The organism is Microvirgula sp. AG722 (genome assembly GCF_003269145.1).
In the GTDB taxonomy this organism is placed as follows: domain Bacteria; phylum Pseudomonadota; class Gammaproteobacteria; order Burkholderiales; family Aquaspirillaceae; genus Microvirgula; species Microvirgula aerodenitrificans.
Genome location: NZ_QLTJ01000028.1, coordinates 1 through 18,586, shown reverse-complemented (window position 1 = coordinate 18,586; position 18,586 = coordinate 1). Strand labels below are relative to the sequence as shown.

Genomic DNA, 18,586 nt, shown 5'->3' with positions numbered 1-18,586 from the left:
ATGCCGAAAGGCGCCATCGTCGCCTTCGACGAGATCAACTGCGAGTCGTTTCCGGGCGAGACGCGGGCCCTGCAGGAGATCGTGGGGATCGGTACCCATGAGATCCGGCGGTTTCCGTTTGAGCCGTGGGTGTCGTATATGGTGCTTTGAGGAAAGCCGCAGGCAAGGACAGCAATAGCTGAAGCATGGCATAGCCCCCCTACTGGACAGCCTCGGTGCTGTGCAGTAGGGGGGCTGTCGTTTATTGGCAGTTTTTTCTTGCGGTACCACCCAGCAGGTGCAGACCACGGTTGTCTGGCATGACCGACACGTAAAGGCTGCTACTCGGCCATAGCGGTCTTTCACCCCGCTTGCCTTGAACGACCGCTCAAGGCCACAGACCTGCTATTTTCTAGTCATAATGGATAACGATAGCATTGATGCATGATGCCGCAGTTGCAGCGGACGGCAGGGACACTGGCATGGCGGCCCGCAGATTGTTGGTTGTTATACGGATTAGCTCATGACTAATGACTTGAGAAATATAGTGTTTGGGCAAGATAATGCTGTCGGCAATATCAATTGATATACGGGCCATCGTGTCTGTATAAGCACTGTTAGGCACAGAGAGTCGTCGCGCATGGTTGATGTGCATACCGTCAGCGCCGTCACAAACAAAGGAGGAAGCAATGGCACGATGCACAGCACCAGTTCGAGGTCACAGTTCCGCAGCCGCCCGAGCAAACTGCCCTGCATGCAGTTCCAGCTATGGCGGCTACCACAGCAGCTACAGTTCGTCCTACCCGTCGGGCAGCAGCTACAGCGGCGGCGGAGGATCAATCGGGAGCGGTAGTTCAAGGCCGCGCTGGTCGCGCGCCGGTTCGTCCGTCTCGTACACCCCAGCTCAGGTGGCGTCGCTCACGCCGGTCCGTGAGGCTGTTGAGATCCAAACGGCAGCTAAGCCAGATCTTCGAGATTGCTTCCTGTGCCACGCTTGGGACGACCGGCAAGGCGCCGCCAAGGAACTGCACGATTTGCTTGAGGCGGCTGGTGTCAAGGTTTGGTTCAGCGAAAAGGATCTTGGTCTTGGCGTGCCAATGATGCGCGCGATCGACAAGGGCCTGGCCGCCTCGAAAATCGGGCTCGTCCTGGTGACCCCCGCATTACTCGCACGCCTACCGAAAGAGGGCGTTGCAGATAAAGAGCTCTCGACGCTCCTGCAGGGTAACCGGCTGGTACCTATCGTGCACGGTACGACGTACACAGCGCTCCGCGATGTCAGCCCCATGCTCGCTTCGCGAAGCGGCCTGGACACATCGGAAGACACAATGACGGTGATCGCAACCAAGATTGCCGAGCTAGTCGCCATCTGGAGCTGACAGGATCGAGGACGAGTTGGTGCATCGCCTGCTCCTTGCGCTCGTGCTCTTCCTTGACCTTCTTAAGTGTCTCGGTCGCCCCGTTCGAAAACTGTGCGCTGATGCCTAACCATTCCGTCGAGAGGGACGGCCCAAAACTGCGCTTTGGGTTCCCTCCGCCTGCGGCTCAGGCCGCCCCTCACGTCAAACGTTAGGCGTCAGGATGGGCTTGTGCAGGCCTTCGGCAAATTGGGAGTTAACTGGCGCTCACTACCTCGTTGGCGGGCGTCTCAGTGTCACTCGCCGAACTTATGCAGAAACGCGCAATACTCGTAGAGCAGTTCAAACAGCGACTCCCGGCCAAGAGCTGCCGATCGTCTTGCGGCTGCGACCGTCGGCTTAAGACTGATCTATGTCGTGCGGCGGGGCCGTAAGCAAACTAGACACACAGAACTAGAATTGCCGATTGACTGCGAACCATCGGAGGAGATGTGTGATGAGCGATGAACTTTTTCCAAAAGCAAGGAGCGCCGAGATATTGGGTGAGCTCTCTGCCTGGACGTCCGTAGCCGACGTCATGGCCGCAGCGCGCATTCTTGAGGAGCGAACCGTTCCGGGCGACCAACCCGAAAACCTGTTGCTGATGCCTCTTGAGCATACAGAGCCCGCGTTCGAGCAGATCTTCGTAGTCCTACTTGGGTACTTGATGGATGGATATGTGGTGCCTTCCCAGAAGGTCGCCGTTTGTCGCGCCTTGGATCCACAGATCACTGAGGCGACTGAAACTGCCTTGCAAGCTCTGAGATTCAGACCGACCGTTCTAGTGGGCAGGATTCACGCAATGCACGACAAGCGAGCGTTCTTCATCCAGGACCAACCTGCCGCGATTGAGCTTATACGAGCCCCCTTGAACTGCCTCATGGGTCTCTATTTGGATAAGTACGAATACACCAAGTCTTTGTGCGACATGGTTGCCGAAGCTGAAGAGAAGACGGGGGGGCGCCCCACGATTTTTCATAGGCCCTATGCCGACGCTTGCCTGCCCAGCTTTATTGAAGCAGCTTGTTTCTATTCACTTGGCTTGGAGGTCGGAACACGATTTGCATCGCCGGGTCTGGCCAACATCGACAACGCGTACCGGGCCGTGAATGTTCAAACGCTCCCTCCAGTAGACCCGGCCGTACTGGGAGCCGCAATTCAGGACGGCCAGAGGATGCTCGATGCGCTCCGTTAACCAGCTCTTCGCCCACTTGCATAACGTCAACCCGATTGCAGATCGGGTCTCCCCTGCCTGTGACATCGGACACGTCAACAAGAGCGCAGGGACTCCGGGATACGTAGATCCTCTCTACGGAAACTGTTGGAGCTGGACTCCAGCCCACGGCGCAGCCGTCTACGGGCGCACGGACGATCTGCCAGTTGGCCCCCTGGACGAACTGGCCAATGGAGCATTCTTACGAGTACCGTTCCGCCGAGTACCTGTCATTGAGGTCAGTTCCATTGAGGAAGTTCGCGCTTTCGCGGGGAGCGTGAAATCAGGTACCCCAAACTTCAACGGTGTATGGCGCGGGCAGTCCAGCCACTACACGACGGAGAAAAAGGGGCGCACGAAGGAGGAACTGCTCCGCCTGTATGGAGCAGAGGACGTCGATGAGCCCTCATTGCTGCCTTCCGCAGCGAGAACTGATCTGTACTTCCCAGACAGCTTCAGTGGATGGTCCGCACTGCTGGATCTCTATGTTCACGAGCGGGTGAGAGCACAGGGGGGGCAGCGGGAGCTACTGAATTTCGTAAATTCCTATCGCTATCGGATGTGGGGCTTCGCGACAGCACAGCACTATGGCCTTCCAAGCGTAGGCTTGGACGTCACGCATGACATCGATGTGGCCTTATTTTTTGCTCTTCACACATTCAAGACGAGCGCCGAAGGAATCACCACGGCCACACGCGCAATTTCCACTGCGGCTCCAATCATCTATGGCCTCGGTGGCTTCCTCCATCATGAGCTGTTCAAAGATGAGAAGTTGGCACCGACACGCCTTTTGTGCACCCGGCCGGCCGCGCAATCAGCCATGTTTTTTTCGACGGGCTGGGGTCACGCGCCGAACAACGCCGCCCAGCGGATTTATGTCGCGCTGAAACTGGTAGGGCACGAGGCGTGGAAGTTCGACTTGCAGCCTTCGCACTATTTTCCTAAGCCGCAGGACGACGAATTCCTTCGGTTCCTTCTGGAACGCAAGAGCGAGCTCAAGCTGCCTGTCATCCAAGACTTGCTCTCGAAGATTTACTACGTCCCTTGAGCGGCCGAGGGTGCTTCCAATGACAGTGGCCATGGTACAGCGGCGGCCTGCATCGGCTCGGCTATAGGGTCTAGTCGACGCGCGAAGCAGTCGTTTAAGCGGATAGAGCGACTGGCCGCAACGGGTCGAAAGTGAGCATTCCCCAAGTCAGGAAGCCGCCCTTCGGCTACGGCACAAGGGAAATGGCTGGAATGTGGCCCTGAACGGACGCTCAAGGCAGATAAGGTGGAAGACCGCTTCGGCCGACAACCAGTCATATTGCAGTGACACCGGCTTTCAGGGCAGCTTTTCGGCCGAAGCAGCCATTCAGCAGTAGAGAAAATCAGTCGGCTAGCTGACCAAGACCAGTCACTCTTACAGCTGCTTGGTTGTATCTAGAAAACCCGGGGTGGTTCATCTTGCCACAACCAGAATTTCACTTTGGTAGGGCTTTCCGGAAGGCTGCAATAGAAAACCCCTCTGGCACAGGTTTGTACGGATCATCCTCGTACGGCCAGCGCTTTTCACGACTTTGGAAAGCCCTGAGGTTCCCGATATCCAGTTCTACGACAACTACATGCTCGTTCTGACCGCCGCGAAGTCTGCATGCATCTCGTCTGAAGGCTTCTTTGGCCGGACTCCTAACTCGACTGTCGCCATAACGCCGATTGTTGACGAGGGCGATGTGTGCGTGAACATCCAGGCTTGCTGATTCGACAAGCGCGGAGAATGTCTCCAAGTCCTGGTTCCAGGAAAGCACCATCATACAATCTACGTCGCCCTGGAAATGCTGGCGATGTGCAATGTTCTGCAACTCAGAGCAAACCAGCACACCAAAGCAAAAATCGCGGTGGATGTACACGGGCTTGCATTCGACAGCCAAATGCGCCGGCCATTGCAGTCCGAACAGCCGTAATAAGATTTCTTCTTCGCCCGCCGCAGGTAGAGACTTTGCCTGCCGTATTTGAACAGATGATGGGAACCCCAGCCTGTCATCCGCCAAAACAAGAACCGCTTCGCTGTGGACCTCCGAAGTAAGCCCACGGTGGTAATCAAGGCCAGCAATCAGACTGATCCCCGCCTCTTGAAGCAGACGGGATACGGTGTCGATCCACCGCTCAGGAAGTGACAGTTCGGGCAACAGCAAATGTGTTGGTCTCGGATAAGCATCGATAGCCTGATTGATCAGGCGCTCGATACGCTGGTATCTGCCTCGTGAAAGATCCGAACGGCCGCTGGCGGCAGCGCTGAAACTCTCGTCAGTAGTCAGTAGACTGCTGATTCCCAGCCTTACCTTCGGCGTTGTTTTGGCGCCCCCAATTCGTACAATGCGCTGAGCAGCCGGCTTAGCTTCATTCGTACTCTCGCCCTTGTCATTGTGGATGGTGTCGGCCTGCACCGACATGCCCCACACCCATACCCCGCGCACCGCACGAACGTACCGCGCCCAGTTTCGTGCAGGGGCACTACCCAGACCATCGAAGATACACTCCTCTGGTAGGAACAAAGATACTTCTTGTGTGGTGTACGGCCTAGTAGGCAGCAGGTATGGCAACAACGATGCCGGCAATACATCGCTGGAAGCATCGATACAACGCAAAGGGACGCGAGCAGCCCCTCTCCCATTGCCAGATGTGACAGACTTGCTCAAGAAATCGCACAAGTCGAGTTCGTGCGGATAGAGACCATGCAGTTGCAGCTCTTGCTCAATGGCTGGACGCTGGCGAGCCGCATGCCAGCGTAGGTGATCCTTGTAGGCTGTTTTCGCCCAGTCAGTCTCACGCAAGCTGAGTGCCTGACCCGCAATGGCAGCAACATCATTCCCAAGGCCGACCATCTCGCAAACGGCAAGCGCGGTGTCTCCGAATGGGCGTATAGCCCCCTTGCTGTGGCTCCAGCGCACGGATCGGAGCACTGCATCGCTAGCCAGTTCCAATGTCGTCTTTATAAGACCGTGCCACAAGTTGCTAGTGTCATTCTTGGCGTTGAAGCCGTTCACCTTGACCTGAGAAGATGTGGTCTTAGCCTGGAGCTCGTAGAGGGCACGTAAGGTTGATTCGATAAGCCGGCGGGCATCGGGCCAATCCATCAATGCGACCGCCAAAGATAGCAAACGTGGTAGGTAATCCAGGTGATCAAGGATCTTGTCTGGCCGCAGAATATGACTGTGCGCAAACTCATAGAACTGCTTGCGTTCCTGCTGCCAATCCCCTTCACGCAGGTCGCGTGCCAATGTCTCCACCGCTCGTAGCTGAATGGCCCAACCGAGACGACGCACGGACAAACCGTCTGCACGTCTCAGGGTGTCGGCTTCTTCCGATGAATGCCCCGCCGCAGTAAGAACCTTGGCTGAAGCCATCGACTCAAGTCGGTCCGGTGACGGCATCAATCGGCGCTCGCTAGAGACACTACGAATCTGCGACTCGATGTTGCTCAGCAGATCGATGCCTCCTTCTCCCTGAAGGAAAAAGGCTTTTTGCTTACTCTGTTGCAGTAGTAGTTTTGTTTTTCCCTGGAATCCCCCGGGCAAGGTCAAATAGGTTTCATCAGTTTTTGGCTTGGCTGCAGCAGGGAAACAATGTGTGCGCGCTGATAGATACGCCAGCAATGCTTCCGCAGAGGCCAGATCACCTGGGTCACGCAATACCAGGAACAGGTCATCGACATAGCGGCCGTAATAAACCGGCGTCAGACCCTGTTCGATGTCGCGATCGAGGCCGACCAACAAAGCATTGGCTACTACCCGCGAAAGTGACAAACCGATTGGCAATCCACCAACGGTGACGTCTCGTTTGCTGCAGCCCAGCTTATGCATCTCTTTTGCAACACGCTCGGACCACTTACCCAGCGCATCGGCAAAGCCTTGGGTGAAGCACCGCTCCCAGTCGGAAAGAGGAATGCCAGCCTCTTCGAGGAATCGGCTATCTGCCATGAAGGCAGGATCAACTCGATGGTAATAGCTGGTCAGGTCCATCGAAATCGCGACTATCGCATGCCCCGCTTCTAGCTCCGTGCGAATGGCTTTTAGGCCACGATTTCGCCATTCCTTGTATGGCCCAAAGTACGGCTGGAAAGACCCTATCGATTCCAAGTGATAATTCCCCACGCTGCCTTTCGGGGCGCCAGGCTCCGGCCGATAGCGGCGTAGACGTGAACCGTAGGCTGATTTAGAAAGCACTGCGTCAAACTTGTGGCCGACCAGGTTGATCCAAAGCGCTGACAAAACGTGCATCTCGACCGGAAAATCTCCGATCAGCCGAAACTCTGGCGTCAGGTCGTGTGAGGCGCACAAGTGTTCAAAAGCACGGGTAGGATCAGAGAAGAATCCATGGCCATCTGGCGTAGAGCCCTCCTTGAGCCGTTTGGAAGTTCCCAACTTCTTGGCAGCCACGCGGGTCTGGCCGAGGTTCTCTGCAAGCACGGCGTCCACTTGGCCCGTATGCAAGCGAGAGAGTAAGGCCATCAGCTTGCGAGCCAGGTCTTGCTCATAATTGGCAAATTGGCGGGCAATACAGATGGAACGCTCGAAAAAGCAGTCAGCCTTGGCCTTTCTGAACGCAAAGAAAAGATCTGTCAGGGTCACATCCTGCCAATCGCCAATTGCCTCACGTTTCATCTCCAGTCTTCCTTTGATCTTGTTGTACGTAAGCCTGAACAGCCGGTTGCGTCAGTTCACCCGTATCGCCCGTACCGTATTCAGCTTGCGGTGCGGTATAGAGAGCTGGCTGAAGTAGTCTGCGACATTATCCTTGCGGAGCCAGAGGAGGAAGTGTCTGAGCTTCTGTGCATGCCCGCCGCTCCAAGATATCCTGTTCAATGCCAGCATTTACCGCTCCTGCTCGACAGCAGTTATGTTAGCACAATGGCATGGCCAGCTGCTTTGGCCGACCTGCAGCCCCCAGGTAGGATCCACGGCAGTACGTCGGCCTTTGCTGACGCTAAGCCATTTCATGACACTGGCAGTTCAGGGAAGTAAAGCTGGACTGTCCCGGGGTCAGTCCACTTTATTTATCGGAAAGCAGCCATTCGCTATAGAAGGGATGAACGTCCGCTTTGGCCAAAAAGCAGTCGTAGCAACAAGTAGCACCGGCCGGCCGCTTCTGGTCGTAAGCATTCATGCTACAACGTTGTCATGAATGGCTGCAATGGCCGACTTGCAGTCAAACACGAAGCCACTAAGATCAGGTTGCAGACCAAGGCGGATGCCCCTACGCGGAACGCAATGATGTCCGCTTTGTACAGAGCCAGAGCATTCTGATGCCCGTAGCAGGATGTTCCCCTCAGTACCTACCAGAGTCGTCCTTGGACACATGTCCAACAGCATCCAGCCACAGCCAACGAGAATGGCACACTCAATGGCATACCACATGACAGGAAAAACAAAAAAGCCCTGAAAAATCAGGGCTTTTTTGACAATACGTGGCGGAGAGAGGGGGATTCGAACCCCCGTCAGGGTATTACCCTGAACACGCTTTCCAGGCGTGCGACTTAAACCACTCATCCACCTCTCCGCGAGATGAGGCGCGGATTATAAGCAGGTCGCGACCGCTTCGGCAAGCCATCTTTGCCGCCTGTCGCGCATCACGACGCGACGGCAACGGTCGAAAGGCCTAGCCAAGCGCTGGCAAGTGGATAGAATCACATGTTCCGCTGATACCACTTAAAGATTGCAATGCGTCTCGCACTTGCCCAATTCAACCCCATCGTCGGCGATATCGCCGGCAATGCAGAAAAGATTGCCGGCCTGGCCCGCACCGCCCGCGACGCCGGCGCCGATGTACTGGTTACGCCGGAACTGGCGCTGACCGGCTACAGCCCCGAGGACCTGCTGCTGCGTCCCGCGTTCTACCAGGCGGTGCATGTGGCGCTCGACAAGCTGATGGAAATCGACGGCATCACGCTGGTGATCGGCCATCCGGTCCAGCATGGCAACGAGCGTTTCAATGCCGCCACGGTGATCCGCGACGGCAACATCCTCGGCGAATACCACAAGATGCGGCTGCCGAACGAGGAAGTGTTCGATGAAGTGCGCTACTTCTCGCCCGGTGCGGCGCCGCTGGTGTTCACCCAGGGCGACAGCAAGGTCGGCGTGCTGATCTGCGAGGATATCTGGGGGCCGGAGCCGGCCGCCGCCGCGCAGGATGCCGGTGCCGACGTGCTGGTGGTGCTGAATGCGTCGCCGTTCCATCGCGAGAAAACGGTGGTCCGCACACAGGAATGCCGCTGGCGGGTCGAGGAAACCGGCCTGCCGGTCGCCTATGTGAACCTGATCGGCGGACAGGACGAACTGATTTTCGACGGCGGCTCGTTCGCCGTCGCCCGCGATGGCACCATCGCCGCGCAACTGCCGCAATTTGCCGAACGGCTCGCCTATCTCGATGTCGAGAACGGCGACTTCCGGCCGGCCGACATCACGCCGCTGCCGGACCCGGTCGAGGCCGCCTACCGTGCGCTGGTGCTCGGCGTGCGCGACTATATCGGCAAGAACGGTTTCCCCGGCGTGCTGCTGGGCCTGTCCGGCGGCATCGACTCGGCACTCACGCTGGCGATTGCCGTCGATGCACTTGGCGCCGACCGCGTGCACGCGGTGATGATGCCGTCGCGCTACACCGCCGACATCAGCGTCGACGACAGCCGCGACATGGTCAGACGCCTCGGCATCAAGTATGACGAGATCGCCATCTGGCCGATGTACGAGTCGTTCATGGCCGCCCTGACGCCGCTGTTCGGCGACCGCCCGGCCGACGCCACCGAGGAAAACCTGCAGTCGCGCATTCGCGGCGTGCTGCTGATGGCACTGTCGAACAAGAGCGGCAAGCTGGTGCTGACCACCGGCAACAAGTCGGAGATGACCACTGGCTACGCCACGCTGTATGGCGACATGGCCGGCGGTTTTGCCGTGCTGCGCGACGTCGCCAAGACGCTGGTGTACGAACTGGCCGAGTGGCGCAACCTGCAGGGCGAAGTCATTCCGCGCCGCATTATCGACCGCGCCCCGTCGGCCGAACTGCGGCCCGACCAGCTCGACCAGGACAGCCTGCCGCCGTATGACGTGCTCGACGCCATCATGGCCGAATATGTGGAAATGAACCGCAGCCTCGAGGACATCGTCGATCTCGGCTACCAGGCCACCGATGTGGACAAGGTGACCCGGCTGCTGAAGATCAACGAGTACAAGCGCCGCCAGGCACCGATCGGTCCGCGCATCACCCACCGCGCCTTCGGCAAGGACTGGCGCTACCCGATCACCAACCGCTTCAGTTGATGAAGCACGGGCCGGCGGGAAGACAATCCGCCGGCCCGCTTCCCTTTTATCTGTCCCCGTGATCCGGCGCCCTGCCCGCCCTGTGACAGGCAGGCACAAAGCCGATCCGTTGCCATGGCGTTCGTCGCGCGGGCCCGACCCGCGCCCCGACTTGTCAGGAGAATCGCCCTCATGAAAAAACTGCTCGTCACCGCGCTGATCGCGCTCGCCCCGCTGGCTGCTCACGCCGACGGCATCGCCCAGCTCAAACGCTTTGTCGGTGAAACCCGCTCGATGAAAGCCAGCTTCAGCCAGGTTGTCACCGGTCGCCAGACCCAGACCGCGAGCGGCAGCATGGAACTGTCCCGCCCGGGCAAGTTCCGCTGGAGCTACACCAGGCCCTATGCCCAGCTGATCGTCGGCGACGGCAAGCGCCTGTGGGTGTATGACCAGGACCTGGCCCAGGTCACCACCAAGAAACTCGACGACGCACTCGGTTCGAGCCCGGCCGCCCTGCTGGCCGGCAGCAACGAGATCGAACGCGATTACACGCTCAAGAACCTCGGCGTGGAAAACGGCCTTGACTGGCTGTCGGCCACGCCGAAGCGCGAAGGCACCTTCAACGCGGTACGCATGGGCTTCCGGGACGGCAATCTGGTGCGGATGGTGCTCGCCGACAGCTTCGGCCAGACCACCACGCTGGAATTCTCCAACCTGCAGAAAAATCCCAAGCTCGATCCGTCGCACTTCCGCTTCACCCCGCCCAAGGGCGTGGATGTGGTCGGCGACTGATGTGCCCAATGCGATGCCCGCGCCGATACAGCCGGCATCGCCCTTACCAGACCATTCATGATCCAACTTAAAAACCTGACCCTCCGCCGCGGCCTCAAAGAGCTGTTCTCCAACGTCAACCTGACCATCCACCCCGGCTGGCGTGTCGGCGTGGTCGGCAGCAACGGCACCGGCAAATCCAGCCTGTTCGGGCTGATGCTGAAACAACTGCATCAGGAACAGGGCGACTGCGACTACCCGCGCGGCTGGACCGTCGCCCATGTGGCACAGGAAACCCCGGCCCTGACCAGCTCGGCGCTCGAATACACGCTGGACGGCGACCGCGAGCTGCGCGAACTCGAAGCGGCGCTGCGCCAGGCCGAGGACGCCCACGACGGCACGAAAATCGGCCATCTGCACGGCGAACTGGCGCGTATCGATGCCTATTCGGCACCGGCACGCGCCGCCAAACTGCTGGCCGGCCTCGGCTTCTCGGAAGAAAAGCAGGCACGCCCGGTCTCGTCGTTCTCCGGCGGCTGGCGCATGCGGCTGAACCTGGCCCAGGCACTGATGTGCCGTTCCGACCTGCTGCTGCTCGACGAACCGACCAACCACCTGGACCTCGAAGCCGTGCTGTGGCTCGAACAGTGGCTGGCAGCCTATCCGGGCACGCTGCTGCTGATCTCGCACGACCGCGAATTCCTCGATGCCGTGGTCAGCCATATCGCCGAAGTCGCCCGCGGCAGCATCACGCTGTACACCGGCGGCTATACCGACTTCGAAACCCAGCGCGCCGAGCAACTGGCCCAGCAGCAGGTCGCCTTCGACAAGCAGCAGGCCACCATTGCCCACCTGGAAAACTTCATTCGCCGTTTCAAGGCCAAGGCCAGCAAGGCCAAGCAGGCGCAGAGCCGGGTCAAGGCACTGGAGAAGCTGGAACGCGTCGCGGCCGCGCATGCCGATTCGCCGTTCAACTTCACGTTCGATTCGCCGACCCACAGCCCGAATCCGCTGCTGGTGACCGAGCGCGCCTCGGCCGGCTATGGCGACACCGCCATCCTGTCCCATCTGAACCTGAACATTCAGGCTGGGGCCCGTATCGGCCTGCTCGGCCCGAACGGCGCCGGCAAGTCGACGCTGATCAAGCTGCTGGCCGGTGAACATGCGCCGCTGAGCGGCACGCTGACCCCGGCCCGCGACCTGCGCATCGGCTACTTTGCCCAGCACCAGCTGGAAACGCTGCGTGCTGACGAATCGCCGATCTGGCATGTGCAGCGGCTGTCGCCAACGGTGCGCGAACAGGAGCTGCGCGACTTCCTCGGCGGCTTCGACTTCCGTGGCGACGCGGCCCTGGCCCCGGTCGGACCGATGTCCGGCGGGGAAAAGTCCCGTCTGGCGCTGGCGCTGATCGTCTGGCAAAAACCCAACCTGTTGCTGCTCGACGAACCGACCAACCACCTGGACCTGGACATGCGCGCCGCGCTGACGCTGGCGATGCAGGACTATAACGGTGCCGTGATCGTGGTGTCGCACGATCGCTCGCTGCTGTCGTCGACGACTGACCAGTACTGGCTGGTGGAGCATGGCAGCGTGTCGCCGTTCGATGGCGATCTCGACGACTACCGGCGTTACCGGCTGACCCAGCAGCAGGACAGTGTCACCGATCGCGCGGCAGCCAGTGACATGCCGGAAGTCGACCGCAAGACCCAGAAGCGCCAGGAGGCCGAATCGCGCCAGCGCAAATCGGCACAGAAAAAGCCGCTGCTGTCGCGGCTGGGCAAGCTGGAACAGGAACTCGACCGCCTGCATGCAGAAAAGGCCATACTGGACGCGCTGATCGCCGACGAATCCATGTACGGTGCCGACAAGCGCAACGAGCTGGCGGCGGCGATCAAGCGCCAGGGCGAACTGGCCACCCGGCTGGAGCAGGTCGAAGAGGACTGGCTGGCCGTGCAGTCCGACATCGAGGCCATCGACGCCGCCGACTGAGCGGACGCCGCATTTGGCAAGTCGCCCGGGAAGGACTACCACGAAGGAGTAGGCCGGCTGCGCAGCCTGCAGCCGGCCCGCCCAGTTTGTCCATCACGGAGGTATCGGCATGAAAAGAACAACCCTTGCGGCGATTGCAACCGGCGTGGCATTCAGCGTCGCCGGCTGCGCGACCCAGCCCGGCCAGCAGAATCCGGGCGGCATGAGCAATACCGGCATGGGCGCCATCATCGGCACCCTCGGCGGCGCGGCGGCCGGCGTCCTGATCGGCGACAGCACCAAGGGTGCGCTGATCGGCGCTGCTGCCGGTGCGGCGATCGGTGCCGGCACCGGCTACTACATGGACCGGCAAAAGGCCAAGATGGAAGAGTCCATGCGCCAGGAAATCTCCAGCGGCCAGATGGAACTCCAGCAGCGCCCGGACAAGAGCCTGGTCGTGACCATGAACGAGGAAGCCACTTTTGCCTTCAACTCGTCGAAAGTGAAGCCGGCGTTCTATCCGGCCATGAACAAGGTGGCGCAGGTACTCGGCGAGTATGACAAGACCACGCTGAAAATCACCGGCTACACCGACAACGTCGGCAGCGACGCCTACAACCTGAAGCTGTCGCAGCAACGCGCCAGTGCGGTGAAAAGCTATCTGACCGGCAAGGGTATCGCCGCCAGCCGGATCAGCACGGTGGGCATGGGCAAGGCCAATCCGCGCGCCGGCAACGACACGGCCCAGGGCCGGGCCATGAACCGCCGGGTCGACATCCTGATCCAGCCGACCGCAGACGCAAAGTAAGCTTCAGACGGCGGGCCTCGCCCGCCGTGCACCGACAACAACGCAAACCTGTGCCTAATGGTCCGGTAACACCTTTTGCGGCTTGATGCCTGGCGCTATGGGTGATGCGCCACGCAGGGTCAGGATATTTTTCTTCAAGCGGTACGCCAAACCGTATGCATTCTGCCCATTGATATCCATCTCGTAATAGGCATGATATATCGGTTTGTTGCTTTTTTTGTCGCGACCAGCCAGGCTGATAAACGGCGTTCCCTGCACAATCAGATTACCATTCGGCATGTCGAAACAAGGACATACTTTTATTTCCTCACGACTGCCAGTATAAACAGTCAGAAACATGACCTGGCCTTCTATTCGGTGAAAAAGGGTAAAGCCGGAGAAATTTTTATCAGAATAAGATGGTGCCCTCAGTGACAGCATGACCTCTTCACCATGAAAAAGGTAGAAAATTTCTCCGACAAACCCCTCGCTTTCCTGGGCATGGCGTACCTGCCTCCCTGTGGGGTCATAGAAATAATGGCGTTGACTCACTTTGTTTCCGACGATCACTCTTGTTCTGAACGCCTCATCTTCGCCATCATAGAAATATTCTGTCAATTTTTGTTTACCCTTGATTTTATAACGCTGACTCAAGGTATTGCCATCCAGATCTGAAGTGAAATCAATAGTTTCAGGAATACCCAACTCTTCTAGCGCATTAACATTTTTTATTTGCTTTAACTGATAGGTATTTTCATGCGTATATGTGCTGGTATTTGTGACACCTTCTATATTCGATATGACTTGAGAAATATTGTCGAATGCATCATAAGTAAATTTCTGATCCGTAACTTTCTTATCATATTGATCATAATAAACCATATCCCCCACTCTTTTCCAACGCCGGAGAGTAGAAGCAAATGGCGTATAGCTATATCTTTCATTCCATGAGTATGTGCTTGTTGCCGAGTATGTGAAATCCATCCTTTCCAATCTGCGCTGTTTGTCATATACGCTTTTACAAACCAGCACCGGGAAATTTTTCTTTTCGAATTTCTCACCATACCCAATTTCCCTGACAAGATTATATTTCTTATAATATTCTTTATATTGATACAAATCGGTATAGATATCACCACCCAGCAATACGGAGCTGTTTATTCTCGCAATGTCATGATAGTTATTTCTTTCAATGGAAGAGCGAGACAACATCACGTCATTCAAATGATAGTAAACCGACGCCAACTCTCCGTCCTGGTTGTACACATTATATTTAATAATCACATTTCCGTCGTATAGCTTAATCATTACATAATAGGGCAGTCCACGGGGCGATGATTTAATTGTTTCCTGGTATCCCCCATATATGGAATCTCCCCATTCTGCTTTTTCTCCAGCCACATTATTAAATTTGTCATATGAAAATTCTTGCGAAAACACCGTTTGCTTTACTACACCAATGTTTTTGTACAAGGTGTTAGTCGATTTTTCCAAAAGCCAGCTGGAAGCATTGTAACTGAAGGTCCGCATAGTGCGTATTGGACTGCCAGGTGCATTCCTGCGTTTTGTACGACGGCTTGTTTTTCCAATTTCAGCAATGTATTCATAAGCAGTAATCCAGCCACCTTGAGTCACAATACTGCCTGGTTTGTCATAAAGGGCCGAACCAGCATAGGTATAGTCGGAGACCGCCGCCCCGATTTTTGTACGCACAATCCTGTCCAGCCCATCGTAAGTTTTCTCGCCAGTCACGACACCATTGATTTCCACGCGGCAGACCAGCAAGGATCGACTATGAGCTGCATATGTAGTGACTTTAGTCTGGACAGTAGATTTTTTTTGAGTGATCTGCCGATCAAATCCATCGTACGTATATTCAACAGGCAGTTTGTCGCTCTGCTCATGCCTTCTGACGTTCCAGAATGCATCATAAGAAAATACGTCCGTAGCATCTGGCGTTTTTTCCCCAATACAATACTGGACTTTCTTTAAAAGTTTTCCGAATTCATTTGAAAAATCTATCGTTTTAACATCGCCAGGCTGGTGACTGACCGCAATTGTCCCACTTGACTCCAGATCAAGGTCCTCATCATAAACGTAAGTGTCAACACGCTGCCCCGGATAGGTTCGGCTGGTTAATTCATCATACACATTCCACAAGGAAGACGTTTTTTTTACAATAAAGCCATTATCATCCGTGTAATCATACTCAATGCTGCTTGCCAGCTGCCCCAGCATGTTATAATGATAGGCTGCCAATAAAAATATTTTCTCTTCCTGAACAGCATCCGTTATGGATACCTGTTCCCGTATCACATTTCCTGCCGCGTTGAATTTTCTTATCTCCTTGTACTTCTTCCCTGTCGAGGCCACGACTATCGTTGAATCATCCGGGTCATAAACTACTACTTCGGTAATTTCATACAGAGAACCCGCAGCATAGACCGACTTGACAACATCACCGATTGAGTTATAAGCGTAGACTGTTTTTACGCCATTCTCATCACTCGACTCTAAAATATCTGCTGTTTTCCCGTTTCTCTTGATAGAGCGCGTCGTTGCGTTCCCATCAAATCCGGTTAAATTTCTTGAGATGATTTCCGTATTGCTTTCGTTGTCGACCAGATAAGTAAAATTTTCCGTGGTAGGGATATAAGTCAAGACGGGCAAGCCATAACATGTTGTCTTCAGCGTCGCCATATTGGAAATAACTTTTTTTACCCGACCAGGGCAATCAGTAGCAGCATCAAGATACTCAAAGTCCATTTTATGCAAAACAGAAGATGACGGCTTCCGATCACCATCATGATTTATTGAGAATTTTTCACTTGAAACAAGCACCAGGCTACAGCCCGTAATCTGTGCATAGGTATACTGCCATGTTTTTTTGGCTGGCCCATTGGAGACAGCACAGGATGAGAGTGTTTTACTTTTTATATAATTAACAAAACCATCCGGGTCAGCAGGGCAAAGAAGGACATCGCCATCGCTTTCGCCTTGTGCATCAAAGTAGACAATATCCAGCAGCTGTCCCTCTGCATTGGCTACATGGGTCTCATTGGAAAAGGCATCATAACGGTGCGTTGATACTTTACGAATGGTTTTTATTACACCGTCCTCGCCTTCAATAGTTACAACCTGAGAAACCTTTACAGGTAGCATGAAGGTACTGGCTTGCTCTGCAATGCCTTCACCAAGATTTAGCTGGTACTCATACTCATCATGCTTTCTACGTTTCTTGGGTGCAGGGGTGCGTTCTGTTTTTGTCTCAAGGTAAAATTTATTATAATATCTCCATATTTTTCTTCTATTTTTTATTTCAGCGGAACTGATAAATGTCATTGCGGCATCCATTTTTTCCATATTATCCGCATCAGGGTTCCATTGCGCGACAACTCCGTAACCGAGATAATTGCTTCTTTCAAAACGGTATATTGTATTCAAATACATGGGAGTCCGAATAAATTGACAAAAAAACGAATTGACGGAAGTGACCCCCAGGACGTTCACGTTCAACCCGGGCGGGCATTTCAAGTTTTCATAACTAATATTCTCACATTGGTAAAAGCTCAATGACGATATGAATTTTTTGATTGCCAGATATTTATCATTATGAGATAAATATTCCATTGAAAACAACCGCCGATCTGGATTGGTATCATTGACTTCTGCTAAAGCCATTAAATTGCCATCCAGCGGCTGAACCACGTAATCAATCGTCCCTCTGGGAGTGGTTACGCTATGCGTTGTTTTATTTTCATCACTAAGGATAGACGTTTTGACAAGTGCCGAGCCATCATCGTTATTGATTGAAAATGAGCCATCCTCATTCCACACAATAGAAATACTGGTACCATTTCTGTCTGTTATCTTGACTGTTCTGCCATTATCAACAGTTTCAACCAGTCCATTTTTGTTATATATCGTATAGACATCTCCTTTTTTCACCACTTTGAAAACAAGCGTTTGCTTGTACTGCAAGCTCACGTCACCGTCTGCACTGGATGTTATTCGATAGCGTTCACCATTTAACAGAACCAGGGTTTTAATTACACTACCATCCTCGCCCGTTTCTTCGTCAACGCGGGAAAGTCCAAGCTCCCAACCAATGCCAAACCCATAATCAACAGCACTAAATTGATTAAATCTGATATATAAATCCACATTCGGGCCGTTCAGAAAATTTGCGTGGATTTTCGCCAGCATTATATTTTGGATATACATCAGGGTACTGGAATCGACACCGTTTTCAAACCAGTTAATCAAATTGAATGCATTCGAATAAAAAAGCATATCGCCCCCGACGTGATCACTGAGCTATTCTGAAAATACCTTTCAGCACTACCACTTGTGGATCAGGCAAAAATCCACGGCCAGGAGCAAGAGAAATATCCAGGCGTTGTGCCCCTGTGCTACTGTGTGCAGCCCCCGCTGATTGCGTCAACGCAGGCGACAGACTTTTTTGGGAAATTTTAGCCACGAGAGGAGAGGCCCCCGAGCCTGTTTTAGTCAACTTTGCACCTCTGAACCGCATATTGAATTTCGCACGCAGGGGAGAAATTCCTCCCCCGCCAGTAGGCGGAACCAGCAAGACCCCCGCAATATACGCCAGTGCCATTGTCGCTTCGGAAAGCCGGGCGGATGCTTTCGGATCGCTATCCATCAGCGCAGTCGCTGCAATCTGGGTCGCACCAGAAGCAATCGACAATAGTCCCCCCATGATGCTCGCACCAATCATGAAAACCCCGGCAATACCTGCGGTACCAATCAATACGGCAATGCCCGTAATAATCATCAGAAACCCGCCGAAATAGTTCCAGAAACGGGCGCTCGCAGAGATGCGTTCATTAACAGGGTCATTTTTGCAAAACGTATAAGGGTTATCCCAGCCAGCCCGCACAGGACTATATGGATCCATATTCAGAAAGCGCTGCCACGCCGGGTGATAGCTGCGCCGATCACCACTTAAGTGATATTGCTGACTGCGGGGGCCAGTCCATTCTATACATTCCCCCCACATGCCGATCTCCGGACGAGTATCCCCGTTCCCCGCTGGCGCCTGCAGGCCGTCGCTGTCCGGTTCGGGCTCAGGATCCGGCTCCGGCTCGCTCTCCCCCTGATAACTGTCGTTCTCGTCCTGCCCGACCACATACCACGGGCACGGCCGCTGCAGCCGGTAGTTGCCGTCGCCACGCTGGGT

At 55.3% G+C, this 18,586-nt stretch carries 10 protein-coding genes and 1 tRNA gene; 7 read left to right on the top strand and 4 right to left on the bottom strand.

All coding sequences use genetic code 11. The annotated features are described in order from the left end of the window. Positions 1-887 precede the first annotated feature (887 nt). The 3 genes from DFO50_RS18285 (at position 888) to DFO50_RS18275 (ending at position 3,637) form a co-directional block, all read left to right on the top strand. Positions 888-1,358 carry a toll/interleukin-1 receptor domain-containing protein gene (locus DFO50_RS18285; protein ID WP_233495306.1) on the top strand — a complete coding sequence of 157 codons (471 nt, stop codon included), beginning with the start codon at positions 888-890 and terminating at the stop codon, positions 1,356-1,358. 475 nt (positions 1,359-1,833) lie between these two features. After that, the gene (locus tag DFO50_RS18280) at positions 1,834-2,571 is read left to right on the top strand and encodes a hypothetical protein (RefSeq protein ID WP_199489896.1); all 738 of its coding nucleotides are present in this window, start codon (positions 1,834-1,836) and stop codon (positions 2,569-2,571) included. After that, positions 2,558-3,637 carry an FRG domain-containing protein gene (locus tag DFO50_RS18275; RefSeq protein WP_112692979.1) on the top strand — a complete coding sequence of 360 codons (1,080 nt, stop codon included), beginning with the start codon at positions 2,558-2,560 and terminating at the stop codon, positions 3,635-3,637. The genes DFO50_RS18280 and DFO50_RS18275 overlap by 14 nt, the downstream gene beginning before the upstream one ends. Positions 3,638-4,052: 415 nt before the next feature. Here DFO50_RS18275 and DFO50_RS18270 read toward each other — a convergent pair whose 3' ends face one another. Beyond that, positions 4,053-7,232 (bottom strand): RNA-directed DNA polymerase, encoded by a 3,180-nt coding sequence (locus tag DFO50_RS18270; protein WP_112692978.1) that lies wholly within the window; start codon positions 7,230-7,232, stop codon positions 4,053-4,055. A gap of 804 nt (positions 7,233-8,036) precedes the next feature. Then, positions 8,037-8,127, bottom strand: a tRNA-Ser gene (locus tag DFO50_RS18265). Positions 8,128-8,288: 161 nt separating this feature from the next. Here DFO50_RS18265 and DFO50_RS18260 point away from each other — a divergent pair. The 4 genes from DFO50_RS18260 (at position 8,289) to DFO50_RS18245 (ending at position 13,407) form a co-directional block, all read left to right on the top strand. After that, positions 8,289-9,881 (top strand): NAD+ synthase, encoded by a 1,593-nt coding sequence (locus tag DFO50_RS18260; protein WP_028500197.1) that lies wholly within the window; start codon positions 8,289-8,291, stop codon positions 9,879-9,881. Positions 9,882-10,052: 171 nt separating this feature from the next. Next, positions 10,053-10,652 (top strand): outer membrane lipoprotein chaperone LolA, encoded by a 600-nt coding sequence (lolA, locus tag DFO50_RS18255; protein ID WP_028500196.1) that lies wholly within the window; start codon positions 10,053-10,055, stop codon positions 10,650-10,652. A gap of 57 nt (positions 10,653-10,709) precedes the next feature. Continuing rightward, a complete protein-coding gene (locus DFO50_RS18250) occupies positions 10,710-12,620 on the top strand; it encodes an ATP-binding cassette domain-containing protein (protein WP_107888653.1) in 1,911 nt (636 codons plus the stop codon). A gap of 109 nt (positions 12,621-12,729) precedes the next feature. Then, complete coding sequence (locus DFO50_RS18245; protein WP_107888654.1) at positions 12,730-13,407, top strand: OmpA family protein; 678 nt, start codon at positions 12,730-12,732, stop codon at positions 13,405-13,407. A 54-nt stretch (positions 13,408-13,461) separates the two neighbouring features. Here DFO50_RS18245 and DFO50_RS19020 read toward each other — a convergent pair whose 3' ends face one another. Further along, positions 13,462-17,679 (bottom strand): hypothetical protein, encoded by a 4,218-nt coding sequence (locus DFO50_RS19020; RefSeq protein ID WP_146745149.1) that lies wholly within the window; start codon positions 17,677-17,679, stop codon positions 13,462-13,464. A 16-nt stretch (positions 17,680-17,695) separates the two neighbouring features. Then, positions 17,696-18,586: hypothetical protein (locus DFO50_RS19280; RefSeq protein WP_199489895.1), on the bottom strand; the 891-nt coding region annotated here is incomplete at its 5' end.